The sequence below is a fragment of the Asticcacaulis taihuensis genome (assembly GCF_900100255.1).
In the GTDB taxonomy this organism is placed as follows: Bacteria; Pseudomonadota; Alphaproteobacteria; order Caulobacterales; family Caulobacteraceae; genus Asticcacaulis; species Asticcacaulis taihuensis.
Genome location: NZ_FMTS01000001.1, coordinates 1,306,681 through 1,319,573, shown reverse-complemented (window position 1 = coordinate 1,319,573; position 12,893 = coordinate 1,306,681). Strand labels below are relative to the sequence as shown.

At 61.8% G+C, this 12,893-nt stretch carries 10 protein-coding genes; 4 read left to right on the top strand and 6 right to left on the bottom strand.

Features of this window, described 5'->3' with window-relative positions:
* Positions 1–12 precede the first annotated feature (12 nt).
* Positions 13–2,106 carry an autotransporter assembly complex protein TamA gene (locus tag BLO49_RS06275; protein WP_245678878.1) on the bottom strand — a complete coding sequence of 698 codons (2,094 nt, stop codon included), beginning with the start codon at positions 2,104–2,106 and terminating at the stop codon, positions 13–15.
* Between the two features lie 235 nt (positions 2,107–2,341).
* Between BLO49_RS06275 and ada the strand changes: the two genes are divergently transcribed.
* Genes ada through alkB form a run of 3 tightly spaced genes read left to right on the top strand, consistent with a single transcriptional unit; the run spans position 2,342 to position 4,719 of the window.
* On the top strand, positions 2,342–3,403 hold the full coding sequence (ada, locus tag BLO49_RS06270; RefSeq protein ID WP_090645612.1) for a bifunctional DNA-binding transcriptional regulator/O6-methylguanine-DNA methyltransferase Ada: 1,062 nt from the start codon (positions 2,342–2,344) through the stop codon (positions 3,401–3,403).
* Positions 3,396–4,109, top strand: a complete 714-nt coding sequence (locus BLO49_RS06265; RefSeq protein ID WP_090645609.1) for a 2OG-Fe(II) oxygenase — start codon at positions 3,396–3,398, stop codon at positions 4,107–4,109. The genes ada and BLO49_RS06265 overlap by 8 nt, the downstream gene beginning before the upstream one ends.
* The gene (gene alkB, locus BLO49_RS06260) at positions 4,096–4,719 is read left to right on the top strand and encodes a DNA oxidative demethylase AlkB (protein WP_181444854.1); all 624 of its coding nucleotides are present in this window, start codon (positions 4,096–4,098) and stop codon (positions 4,717–4,719) included. The genes BLO49_RS06265 and alkB overlap by 14 nt, the downstream gene beginning before the upstream one ends.
* Before the next feature lie 139 nt (positions 4,720–4,858).
* On the opposite strand, the gene topA is transcribed toward alkB, so the two are convergent.
* Positions 4,859–7,492: a type I DNA topoisomerase gene (gene topA, locus BLO49_RS06255; protein WP_090645604.1), complete on the bottom strand. Its 2,634-nt coding sequence runs from the start codon at positions 7,490–7,492 to the stop codon at positions 4,859–4,861.
* 268 nt (positions 7,493–7,760) lie between these two features.
* On the opposite strand from topA, the gene BLO49_RS06250 reads away from it, so the two are divergent.
* Positions 7,761–7,979: a hypothetical protein gene (locus BLO49_RS06250; RefSeq protein WP_139159626.1), complete on the top strand. Its 219-nt coding sequence runs from the start codon at positions 7,761–7,763 to the stop codon at positions 7,977–7,979.
* Here BLO49_RS06250 and dprA read toward each other — a convergent pair.
* The 4 genes from dprA to BLO49_RS06230 form a co-directional block, all read right to left on the bottom strand.
* Entirely contained in the window at positions 7,976–9,100 is a 1,125-nt protein-coding gene (gene dprA / locus BLO49_RS06245) for a DNA-processing protein DprA (RefSeq protein ID WP_090645599.1), read from the bottom strand. The two genes, BLO49_RS06250 and dprA, sit on opposite strands and share 4 nt — an antisense overlap.
* A 256-nt stretch (positions 9,101–9,356) precedes the next feature.
* Positions 9,357–10,139 carry a GDSL-type esterase/lipase family protein gene (locus BLO49_RS06240; protein ID WP_245678877.1) on the bottom strand — a complete coding sequence of 261 codons (783 nt, stop codon included), beginning with the start codon at positions 10,137–10,139 and terminating at the stop codon, positions 9,357–9,359.
* A complete protein-coding gene (locus BLO49_RS06235; RefSeq protein ID WP_090645595.1) occupies positions 10,136–10,564 on the bottom strand; it encodes a GNAT family N-acetyltransferase in 429 nt (142 codons plus the stop codon). The genes BLO49_RS06240 and BLO49_RS06235 overlap by 4 nt, the downstream gene beginning before the upstream one ends.
* The gene (locus BLO49_RS06230; protein WP_090645593.1) at positions 10,564–12,888 is read right to left on the bottom strand and encodes a glycoside hydrolase family 3 C-terminal domain-containing protein; all 2,325 of its coding nucleotides are present in this window, start codon (positions 12,886–12,888) and stop codon (positions 10,564–10,566) included. The genes BLO49_RS06235 and BLO49_RS06230 overlap by 1 nt, the downstream gene beginning before the upstream one ends.
* Between the last annotated feature and the right edge of the window lie 5 nt (positions 12,889–12,893).

Genomic DNA, 12,893 nt, shown 5'->3' with positions numbered 1-12,893 from the left:
GTTTGCGCGCCATTAGAATGCTTGCCCAATGCCGACATAGAGCGCGATCTGCGGCTCGCCGTTGGACTTGTCGCGGTTGACCGGTGTAGCCACATCGATGCGGATCGGTCCGAAATTGGTATAGAGCCGCGCGCCGATACCGAAGCCGACGCGCAGGTCGGAGAAGGACGGCGTGGTCGAGGCATAGGACTGGCCGATATCGATAAACGGCACGATGCCGATATCGCCCATGCGGTAACGGTATTCGACCGAAGCTTCGAACAGGCTCAAGCCCCCCGTGGCGGTGCCGGTGGCATCATGCGGGCCGAGCTGCTGATAGCTGTAACCGCGCACGCTGCCGCCGCCGCCGGCATAGAGGCGGCGTGACGGGGGTATCTTGTCCAGTTCGCCGCCATAGATGACACCCAGGCGGCTGCGCGCGGCTATGACCGCCTTGTTACCCATCGGATAGTAATAGCTGGCGTCAAACACGGTGCGGATGCTGGCCCCGCCGCCTGACAGCGAAATCAGCGGCGTTACCTCGGCGCTGGCGCGATAGCCGGTGGCGGGGTTGAGCAGGCTGTCGGACCGGTCATAGGCCAGCTTGGTCGGCAGGGCGGCGATATAGTAGTTATCGGCGGCGTCGCTGAAATTGACCACCCCGTCGGTGGCTTCGCGCGAGGCGGCCAGGTCGAAGCCATAGGACCAGGTCCAGACCTTCTGCCACAAAGGCGTCGAGACACGCGCCACGGAGCCGGCCACATTGAAGGTATAGGCTTCGTAGCTGTCATAAATATTGTGCGTCAGGGCCGAGGAAAGCTGGAAAGTGCGGTCACGTTTTTTGGCGTTGGAGCGGCGGAAGGTGGTGGTCAGGCCCTGCTCCTGTGTGCCCAGTGCCGCGGTGATGATCAGGGCGCCTTCGGGCGGGAACTTGTTGCGGTTCTGCCAGGAAGCGGTGGCGGTGACGCCTTCGCCGGTATTGTAGCCGAATTCACCGGCGATCGTCCGATAGGGGCCGCGCTGCTGGTGGACGAGCAGGTCAACATATTCCGAGCCGTCAGCGGCGAAGATGCCGGTGGCCACGGGTTCGACCGCCACGGAGCGGAACAGGCCGGTCGAGACCAGGGCCTCGCGCAGGTCATCAACCTTGCGATTGTCGTAAAGGTCGCCCTTCTCGAAGCGAGTGAGGGCGGCGACGTGATCGGCGCTGAAGGCTTCCTTGCCATCGGATTTGAAGCCGCCGAAGCGCGCGCGGTGGCCGGTATCGACCTTCAGCGTATAGTCACCGGTCAGTTTGGCGCCATCGAGCAGGATATCGCGCTCGCCGACCTTGACGAACGGGTAACCGGATTGTTGCAGGACCACGCTGACGTTGGCCTCGGCTGCCAGCACATGGGTGGCGATGATCTGCTCGCCGGGTTGAAGCGGCAGGGCATTGCGGATCAGGTCGGGCGGCAGGGTCGGCTGGGCATCGGCCATGATCAGGCCGAAGTGATAGGCCGGGCCGGGTGTAACGACGATATGGGCCTGGACCGGGCCGCCCGCCTCGCTCGGTTGGGCGAGGCTGGTGGTGACAGTGCCGTCGTAATAGCCTTGTGATTTCAGCAGACGCAGGATCAGGGCTTCGTCTTCGGTGGCGCGGGCGCGCACCTGGGCGACATTGGCGGCCTTGCCCTTGCCGTTCATCAGGGCCGACAGGGGTTTGAATTCATCGTTCAGGTGGATGTCATGCAGGCCGTCGACCACGGTGACATAGCGGATTTCCGGGAGGGCCTCTTCGGTGGCGGCCATCTGGTTCGGCTGGACATCATAGCCTTCCAGCGCCGGCAAGGGGGCATCCAGTTCCGGATCATCGGTGGCGGTGACCTCAGGCAGGGTGTCTGGGGTCGCCTCAGGCGTGGGTTCCGCTGGTGGGGCGGTCGTTGCCTCGATCGGGGGCAGGGCGGCGTTGAAATCGTCATCCGTAATGATCGGGGCGTCCTGCGGATTGTCGGGCAGGGGCGGCGCTTCTTCCTGGGCCGGCTTGACCGCCGGTACTTCGACTGCTGTCGTTTCCTGGGCCATTTCCTGGGCCTGAACAGCCGTCGCTAAAAGCCCCAGACCCAGCATGACTGGGCCGGCGGTCAAGGCGAAACGGGTCGTGGGGGTAGGAATAATCGGGCCCTCGAAATATGCGGCAAGGGAATGCCGCGCGCGATCTTTACGTCTCGTGCGTTAAATTTGCACAAAAAATCGATGTGGAAAGTGCGTGGCGATTCGCATTTTGACCCGCCTGTGCGAATTAGACCGCAAGGGCCGGAGTTTTGCGGGCGCAGCCTTCATCTAAACAGGAATTCACACGCCTTTTGGGAAGGAAAATGCTATGCTTGATCTTATGCCAGATACCGCCACATCGGTGACGCTAGACCCGCGCTGGGACACCCTCACGCGCCGCGAAGCCGGTGACTTTTTCTACAGCGTCAAAACGACCGGCGTCTACTGCCGGCCGGATTGCGCGTCGCGTTTGCCCAGGCCGGAAAATGTCGGCTTTTATGCCACCTGCGAGGCGGCTGAGATGGCGGGCTTTCGCGCCTGCAAGCGCTGCCGACCGCGTGAAGACAGTGTGCGGACTAAACAGGCCGAAATGATCGCCGATATCTGCCGGTTTATCGAAGGGGCGGAAGAAACGCCTCCGCTTGCGGATATGGCGGCGCGGGCAGGGCTGAGCCCGCACCATTTCCACCGTCGCTTCAAGGCGGTCACCGGCCTGACGCCGAAAGCCTATGCCGATGCGCACCGGGCAGAAAAGGTGCGTGAAGGCTTGACCGCCGGCGAGGCGGTGACCGCGGCGCTTTATGAGGCAGGCTACGGCTCCTCAAGCCGGTTTTATGAACGCTCGGATGCGATCCTTGGCATGACGCCGAAAGCCTTCCAGACGGGCGGGGCGGGCGATATCCGTTTTGCTGTCGGCCAGTGTTCGCTGGGCGCGGTGCTGGTGGCGCAATCGGACAAGGGCATCTGCGCGATTACGCTGGGTGACGATGCTGGGGCGTTGGTACGCGATCTTCAGGATCGCTTTCCCAAGGCCAATCTGATCGGGGCGGATGCCGCGTTCGAGCAGACCGTGGCACGGGTGGTCGGCCTGATCGATCAGGGGCAAATGCTGGACCTGCCGCTGGATATTCGCGGAACCGCCTTCCAACAACGCGTCTGGCAGGCCCTGCGCGCCATTCCGGCCGGAGAAACGCGCTCCTATGCCGAGGTGGCGCAGATGATCGGCGCCCCGGCCGCTGTGCGCGCGGTGGCCGGCGCCTGCGCCGCCAATGCCCTGGCCATTGCCATTCCCTGCCACCGCGTGGTGCGAACCGACGGCGCATTATCCGGCTATCGCTGGGGTGTGGATCGTAAGCGCGCGCTTTTGCTGAAGGAGGGCCAAAATGTTTGAAGCCGATCTCTTCTCTGATCAGATATTCGACGAATGGCAGACCATCGGGCGCGATCTCGATGAGCGCGGTTTCGCGGTCCTGCCGGGGCTGATCGCGCCGCAAGCCTGCCAGGCGCTGGCTGGGCTTTACGAACAGCCGGTCTTCCGCAGCCAGGTCCATATGGCGCGGCATGGCTTCGGACGCGGTGAGTACAAATATTTCGCCTATCCGCTGCCGGACAAGGTGGCGGACCTGCGTGCACGGCTTTATTCGCAACTCGTGCCGATCGCCAACCGATGGCAGGAACGCATGGGGCTGGAGGTGCGATTTCCAGCCGCGCATGAAGATTTCCTGGCGCGCTGTCATGCCGCCGGGCAAACGCGCCCGACGCCGCTTCTGCTGCAATATGGCGCGGACGATTACAACTGCCTGCACCAGGATCTCTATGGCGAGCACGTCTTTCCGTTACAGGTGGCCATCCTGTTGTCGCGGCCGGAGGAGGATTTCACCGGCGGCGAATTTGTCCTGACCGAGCAGCGCCCGCGAATGCAGTCCGTGCCATCGGTGGTGCCGCTCCAGCAGGGCGATGCGGTGATCTTCGCCGTGTCGCAACGGCCGGTTTCGGGGACGCGCGGCAGTTATCGCGTCACCATGCGCCACGGCGTATCGCGGGTCAGGTCAGGGCGGCGGCATGCGCTGGGTATCATTTTCCATGACGCAGCCTGATCTGTTTGGAGAGGCATTCGAGCGCGAAGGCGTGGCGATCCTGCGCGGCTTTGCCCTGGCAGATGATATGGCCCTGGTGGCAGCTATTAAGGCGGTGGCGGCCGCCGCGCCGTTTCGGCATATGATTGTGCCGGGCGGCGGCCGCATGTCGGTGGCCATGACCAATGCCGGGATCGGCTGGGTGGCGGATACCAAGGGCTATCGTTATGATCGTCTGGACCCGTTGAGCGGAGAACCGTGGCCGGATATGCCGTCAGTGTTTCTTGATCTGGCGCACCGGGCGGCGGCGGTCGCGGGGTTTGATTTCACGCCCGATGGCTGCCTGATCAACCGCTATGAACCTGGCGCGAAGATGGGGCTACATCAGGATATCAATGAAGGCGATTACTCGGCGCCGATCGTGTCGGTGTCCTTGGGCCTGCCAGCAACTTTCCAATTTGGCGGATTGAAACGCAGCGATCCGGTGGAGAAGATTACGCTCCATCATGGTGATGTCGTGGTCTGGGGCGGCCCGGCGCGCAAGGCGTTTCATGGTGTATTGACGCTGAGGGCAGGACACCATCCCATAGGTGGGCATCGTTACAATCTGACGTTTCGGAAGGCGCTGTAGTTGATCGTCCCCTGCGAAGCGGGGGAGGTGGCGCGGCGAAGGCCGCGACAGAGGGGGCAATCGTTAGAGGATCGCCCCCTCCGTCTCGACGCGCTACGCTTGCTCGACACCTCCCCCGCTCCGCAGGGGAGGATCAAGATTAACCTGCCTTTGCCTTCTTCGCTGGCGTCTTCTTTGCAGCCGGCTTTTTCGCGGCCGTGGTCTTGGCAGCCGGTTTCTTGGCAGCGGCCTTCTTTGCCGGCGCTTTCTTGGCCTGGGTGGCGGGACCGCCCTTGGCGTTGATCAGCTCTATGGCCTGCTCAAGCGTCACCGTCTCCGGTGTCACGTCCTTGGGCAGGGTGGCATTGACCTTGCCGCACTTGATGTAGGGGCCATAGCGCCCGGCCATGACCGAGATCTTGTCGCCGCCTTCGCCGAACGTGCCCAACTCTTTAAGCGGCGCGGCGGCCGCGCCACGGCCCTTGCCGCCACCACCGGCACGCTTTTCAGCGATCAGGTCAACGGCGCGATTGAGGCCGACCTCGAAGATTTCATCGAAGCTCGACAGGTTGGCATAGGTGCCGCCGGTTTCCACGAAGGGACCAAAGCGGCCGAGACCCGCCTTGATCGGCGTCTTGTCTTCCGGATGGATGCCAACGGTGCGCGGCAAGGATAGCAGTTTCAGCGCCCGTTCGAGATCGATGGTCGCGGCCGGCCAGGCCTTTGGCAGGCTAGAGCGCGGCGGCTTGTCCTCTTTCGATTCCGCTTCGCCCAACTGCACATAGGGACCGAAGCGGCCGATCTTGAGCGCCACCGTCTTGCCGGTTTCGGGATCAACACCCAGTTCGCGGTCACCTGAGGCGCCGTTTTCCGCGCCTTCCGCGTCAGGCGAACCCACGGGGCGGGTAAACTTGCATTCCGGATAGTTGGAACAGCCGATAAAGGCGCCGAACCGCGAGGTTTTCAAGGAAAGCTGGCCATTGCCGCAGACCGGGCAGGCGCGCGGATTAGAACCATCGCCCTTGTCGGGGAAGATGAGCGGCCCCAGAGACTCGTTCAGCGCGTCCAGAACCTGGGTGGTGCGCAGTTCGGTCATGCCTTCGGCGGCGGCGTGGAAATCCTTCCAGAAATCGGCCAGCAGCGTCTTGTAGTTCAGTTCGCCGGCGGAAACGAGATCGAGCTTTTCTTCCAGGTCGGCGGTGAAATCGTACTGGACATAGCGATGGAAGAACTGATCCAGGAAGGCGGTGACCAGGCGGCCCTTGTCTTCCGGGATGAAGCGGTTCTTGTCCATGCGGACATAGGCGCGATCGCGCAGCACGGTCAGGATGGAGGCGTAAGTGCTGGGGCGGCCGATGCCGAGTTCTTCCAGCTTCTTGACCAGAGTGGCTTCCGAATAACGCGGGGGCGGTTCGGTGAAGTGCTGGTCGGCCTTAGACGTATGCACATCGGCGATCGTGCCGGCCTGGACCATCGGCAGACGGCCGCCGTCTTCGTCACCATCATCGTCCTTGCCTTCTTCATAGACGGCCATGAAGCCATCGAAAGTCACGACCTGGCCGGTGGCGCGCAGGGAGGTCTGCTTGTCGGCGGTGAACAGGTTGATCGTGGTGTTCTCGACGCGCGCCTGCTCCATCTGCGAGGCCAGGGTACGCTTCCAGATCAGTTCATAAAGACGTGCCTGATCGCCTTCGAGGCGCAGGGTTTCAGGGCGGCGGAAGGCGGAGGTGGGGCGTATGGCTTCGTGGGCTTCCTGGGCGTTCTTGGCCTTGGCCTTGTAGAGACGCGGGCTTTCCGGCACATAAGGCGCGCCGTAACGCTCGCCGATCACCTTGCGCATCTCGTTGATGGCGCCCGGCTCGACATAGACGCCGTCGGTCCGCATATAGGTGATGAGACCAACGGTCTCACCGCCGATATCGACGCCCTCATAGAGCTTTTGCGCAGTCTGCATGGTGCGCGAGGCGCTGAAACCCAGTTTGCGCGCGGCTTCCTGTTGCAGGGTCGAGGTGGTGAAGGGCGGCGGCGGTGACTTCTTGCCGGGCTTCTGGTCGACCTCCGTAATAGTGAACTGCGAGCGCTTCACCAGGTCGCGGGCCGCAAAGGCCGCCGTTTCATTCGGCAGGTCGAACTTACCCAGGCGCTTGCCGTTATAGGTGAACAGCTTGGCATTGAAGGGGGGCGAATTGGCCGAGACCTCGGCATCGACCGTCCAGTATTCCTCGGTCTTGAATTTTTCGATCTCGATTTCGCGATCAACGACGATTTTCAGCGCCACCGATTGCACGCGGCCGGCCGAGCGGGCGCCGGGCAGCTTGCGCCAAAGCACCGGCGACAGGGTGAAGCCGACGAGATAATCGAGCGCCCGGCGGGCGAGATAGGCATCGACCAGTTCCATATCGATGTCGCGCGGCGAGGCCATGGCGGTCTGGACGGCGGACTGGGTGATGGCGTTGAAGGTGACGCGCTGGACCTGCTTGTCCTTCATCAGGCCCTTTTTCTTGTTGAGCACTTCCAGAACGTGCCACGAGATTGCTTCCCCTTCCCGATCCGGGTCGGTGGCGAGGATAACGCGGTCGGACGTCTTGATGGCGTCGGCGATATCGTTGAGTCGTTTCGAGGATTTCGGATCGACCTCCCAGGTCATGGCGAAGTCATCGTCCGGTCTGACTGATCCATCCTTCGACGGCAGGTCGCGGATGTGGCCAAAGCTGGCCAGAACGGTGAAACCCTTGCCAAGATACTTGTTGATGGTCTTGGCCTTGGCCGGGCTTTCTACGATAACAACGGTCATAAAATCTCTTGTCAGGCGAAAATCGCGTCCGCGAAGGAACGTGCGGACAAAGGAATGGGGACGACAAACGCAGCCCTTAGATCATGCGCCGCGCCGATTAATCAAGTGTCGCGGCCGGCCGGATGCTCAAGGAACAGGCGGCATACATGCTGAGCGAATTGTTTTCTGTCAACGCTAATAAAATATTTCAAAGCACAATCTAAAATTGTTAGTTTTTTAAATGCAATCGATGATACATATTAACCATGTAATCGCGGGGAGTATTTACATGTCCACGACCTCAGATAATAGCCTGGTTCATCAACAAAGCGATGTGCTGGAATATATCAATGAAATCGCCCAGGAACTGGCGCAGATGGCCGAACGTGCCGGTTGCGTCGCGCTGGGGCATGATCTTAGACGGGCGCTGATGATGGCGCATGGCTCCGGGGATATTTCGTCAAATGAGGGAAATATCTCAAGCAGCCTTGACGGCGAACGCAGTTAGGAATGGCTGTAAAAACCACCATCACTGACCGTAAACCGTCCGGCCACTTCCAGTTCGCTGAGCGCGGCCAGGCCGATCCAGGTCTGCGCGCCGCATAAGCGCAGCAGGTCGTCACGGTGGACCGGCGTTTCGCTGACCAGATCGAGCAAACTGCGGCTGACGCGGGCGATATCATCCTCACTTTGTGGCGGGAGGGTGATTTCCGGCAAGGCGGAGTCGGGTTCACTGGCTTCGGGGGCATTGAAGCCCATCTGGGCTTCCAGAACGCGGATGATATCCTCGGCGCCTTCGCACAGGTTGGCGCCCTGGCGCAGCAGGTCATTGGTGCCGCGGCAGCGCGGATCAAGCGGTGAACCGGGGACGGCAAAGACCTCGCGGTTCTGTTCGGCGGCCAGGCGGGCGGTGATCAGCGACCCGGAGCGCAGTTCGGCTTCAACCACGACAGTGCCGAGCGACAGGCCGGAAATGATGCGGTTGCGGCGGGGAAAGTCCGAAGCCGTGGCGCGGTGGCCGACCGGGCTTTCCGATACCAGCAGGCCGTGGGCGCGGATCTGTTCGTACAGACCGCGATTATCCGGCGGATAGATATCGTCCACACCGCCACCCAGGACGCCGATCGTGCCGGTTTTCACTGACATCTCATGGGCGCGGGTATCGACGCCGCGCGCCAGTCCGGAAATGACGTGAAAACCGGCCTCACCGAGGTCATGGGCCAGGGTCTGAGCGATCTTCTGGCCTGCGGCGGAGGCATTACGCGCCCCGACAATGCCGATGGCCTTCTGGCGCGGCTTGAGCGGCCCCAGGGTCCACAAAACCGGCGGGGCGGCGTCGATCTGTTTCAGCAGGGCGGGGTAATCGGCATCGCCCAACACGATCAGCCGCGCGCCGGCCGCATCGGCACGGGCCAGTTCCTCGTCCAGTTTGGCGAGCGGATAGGGCGTCAGCGAGCCGCCGGTACGCCTGACCACATGCGGCAGTTCTTCCAGCGCCCTGATGGCGGTGCCGAAACGCTGCATCAACTGGGCGAAATTGACCGGGCCAATGCGCTGGGTACGCGCCAGACGCAGGCGGGCGATGCGCTCAGGTTCATCAGCGGCCGCCGCGATACGGTCAAATCCCATGGTTGTGGTCCTTCAATAATCGCGCGACGCTAACAGGCTTTTCAGGGTGGCTCAAGAGAAGAAGGGTATCCACAGATTACACAGATTGCACAGATTATCAGGACGTTTCCGGCCGATTCAGTGAATGCCTTCATAGTGGAATAGCGCTTCGCACCACAGGTTATCGGCGGTAAGAGAGAACTAATAAAATCTGTGCAATCTGTGTAATCTGTGGATCACTTCTTGTAATGACCAGTGCTGCTAAGCACTGAACCGCTTACTTTTTCACCGTCGCTTCAATAGCCGCTTCGGCCACCGGCGCCATAAGCGCATAGGCTTCGTCATTCGGGTGGATGCCGTCGGAGGTATATTCGGCCTTCAGCAGGCCCTTGCCGTCGCGCAGGATCGGGCCATAATCGATCAGGCCGTAACCATGCGCCTGACAGAAACCGGACAGCCAGGCGTTGAGCCAGGCCACGCGTTCCGGCTTGCGGTCCGAGAGCATGGTCACCGCATTGGGTGTGTAGTTATTGACCGGCATCAGCAGGGTGAAGATAGGTTTGATGTGATTGGCCTCGGCGATTTCGGCCATGGCGGTGTAGTTGGCCACGATCTGGGCTTCGGTCTCGACCTGTAGTGCCCCCTGGATATCGTTGATGCCGGCCAGGATCACCACGGCCTTCGGTTTCAACGCCACCACATCGGCATGGAAGCGCACCAGCATTTGCGGGCTGACCTGTCCGCCGATGCCGCGATTGATATAGGGTTTGCCGGGGAAGAACTTGGCCAGGTTCCAGCGGTCGGTGATCGAATCGCCGATAAAAACCACGCGCTGTTCATTCGCCGCCGGGGCTGGCAGGGCGGCATTCTGCGCGGCATAGATATATTGCTCGCCGAAGTCCTCGCCCATCTTGGCGACGATGCCTGCACGGTAGGGCCCAAGCCACGGCCCCCAGTCCTTCTCGACCGCCGGCTGGCGCGGGGAAGAACTCTGGTAATCCTCGGCAAGGGCGGCCGGGGCGAGGACTAGGAGCAAGACGGGCAGCAGATAGCGCATCATTTCTTATAGATGTCCGGATCGTATCTTTCCATCAGGGTGTCCGGCCTTAAAGGCGCATGAAAGCCAAACTTTTCATAGAGGCCGTGCTTGTCGCTGGTGGCCAGAGTAAAGCGCCGCAACCCTACCAGGTCCGGATGGGCGAACACCTGCTCCAGCAGACGGGTGGCGTAGCCATTGCCGCGATATTCCGGCACCACAAACACATCGACCAGATTGGCAAAGGTGGCGCAGTCCGTAATCACGCGGGCGAAGGCAATCTGCTCGCCCGCCAGAAGGCTGGCAAAACAAAGGGCATTCCGCATCGCCCTGTCAAACAGATCGCGCGGAATGCCCTCAGCCCACGATGACTCAGCGTTGAGGAAACGATAGACGGCATCGAAATCGATCTTCGCCGTGTCTGTCGTCACCTCGAAACGCAGGCCCATTACTTGCCTCTGACGTCCAGAGTCTGGGCATCGAGATGCACAGTGACGGTCTGGACGATATCGTCTGCCGAGGTCGCCAGCATCACCTTGTAATCGCCGGCGGCGATGTTCCAGGTCTTGCTGGCGGAGTCGTAGGTGGCCAGCAGGCGCGGATCAACCGTGACGGAAACACTTTGGCTTTCACCCGGTGCGACCTCGACCTTCTGGAAGGCGCCGAGGCGTTTCGGCGCTTCCCAACCGGTGCCGGAGACGTAGATCTGCGCCACTTCCTTGCCGGCCACCCCGCCGGTGTTCTTCACCGAGAAGCTGGCCTTCACGCCTTTGCCCTCGGCGGCGGCTGTCAGGTCTGACAGGGCGAAGGTGGTGTAGGAGAGGCCGTGGCCGAACGGGAAGAGCGGCTTATAGCCCTTCTTGTCGAACCACTTGTAACCGACGGCCGCGCCTTCGATGTTGTAATTGCTCATCGGATGCGAGTCGGAATCGAGCTTGGGATCGCCTTCCAGCACCGGGCGCGGCAACTGGTCGAGCGAGGCCGGGAAGGTGGCCGGCAGGTGACCGGATGGATTGACCTCGCCGGTCAGGACACGGGCAATGGCTTCGCCACCGTTTGAGCCGGGATACCAGGCTTCGATAACGGCGCCGACCTTGGAAAGCCATGGCATGACGACCGGGCCGCCGGTTTCCAGCACCACCACGGTTTTCTTGTTGGCCTTGGCCACGGCCGAGATCAGGGCGTCCTGATTGTTCGGCAGGTTCAGGTCCGGCACATCGAAGCCTTCGCCGGTCCATTGCTCGCCAAAGACGATGACGACATCGGCCTTTTTCGCCGCCGCGGCGGCAGCCTTCACGTCCTTGCCGTCGACATAGGTGACGGCGGCGGTAGTGCGGGCCTGAATCCCCTTCATCGGCGAGGACGGATACCAGGTCTTAGGCCCTGGGAAGCCCTTGCCATATTCATCCGCCACCGGCGAGCCGCCCTTCGGATAGACCTGGGACGAACCGCCGCCCGACAGCACGCCGACATCGGCATGGGCGCCAACGATCAGGATTGACTTCGCCGTCTTGCTGAGCGGCAGGAGACCCGGCGTGTTCTTCAGCAGGACCATGCCTTCTTCGGAGTCGGTCTGGCTGACCTTGCCGTTCTTCTCAAAGTCGATGGTCGTCGCCTGGTCGCCCTTGACCGGCGTATCGAACAGGCCAACCTCGAACATGGCCCACAGGATGCGCTTAGCCATGTCGTTGGCGCGTTCCTGAGAGACATAGCCGTTATTGACGGCTTCACGCAGGGCGCCGTGGAAATAGGGCGAGCGGTCGAAGGCCCAGCCGGATTGCTGGTCAAGGCCGGCATTGGCAGCCTGGGTGGTGGAGTGCGTCGCGCCCCAGTCCGACATGACATAGCCCTTGAAACCCCAGTCGGTCTTCAGCACCTGGTTCAGCAGCCAGTCGTTTTCGCAGGCATAGTGACCGTTGACGCGGTTATAGGAGCACATGACCGAGCCGGGATTGCCGGTTTCATAGGCGATCTGGAAGCCGAGCAGGTCGGATTCGCGCGCCGCCTTGTCCTCGATCTGGTGATCCATCTGGTTGCGGTTGGTTTCCTGGTCGTTGAAGGCGTAGTGCTTCAGGGTCGAGATGACGTGGTTCGACTGTATACCCTTGATCTCATGACCGGTAATGATGCCCGCCAGAAGCGGGTCTTCGCCGCCATATTCGAAATTGCGACCGTTGCGCGGTTCACGCATCAGGTTCATGCCGCCGGCGAGCTGGACATTGAAGCCGGAGAGGAAGGCTTCATTGCCGATCATGGCGCCGCCGGCTTCGGCGACTTCGGGGTTCCAGGTGGCGGCGGTATTGATACCGGAGGGCAGGGCAGTGCGGCCGCGCGGCAGATCGGCGGTGCGGGCCGCTTCAGGCACGGTCTGGGTGGCGACGCCGACGCCGGCGTCGGTCTGCCACTGGTTGGGGATGCCGAGGCGTTCGATGCCGGGCACGAAGCCGGCGGAGTAGGGCAGGCCCTCCTTGGGGAAGACGTAGTTCTTGATCGGGGTGATCGACCATTTGGCATCGGTCGAGAAATAGCCGAAGGTCAGTTGCAGCTTTTCCGCCAGGGTCATCTCCTTAAGGATCAGTTCGGCGCGGGCTTCCGCGCTCAGACTGGTATCCATCCAGGGGCGATCGGCCGGCACATCGGTGCGGACGGTCGGCGCAGGTGGCGGGGCGTTGGTGGTTTGCGCGTGTGCGGCGGTGGTGAGGGCGAAGGCGCCGATAAGAGCCGTGGTCGCCAGCAAACGGAGGCCGAAACGGGCCTTAATTTGTGAAGTCATAAGAG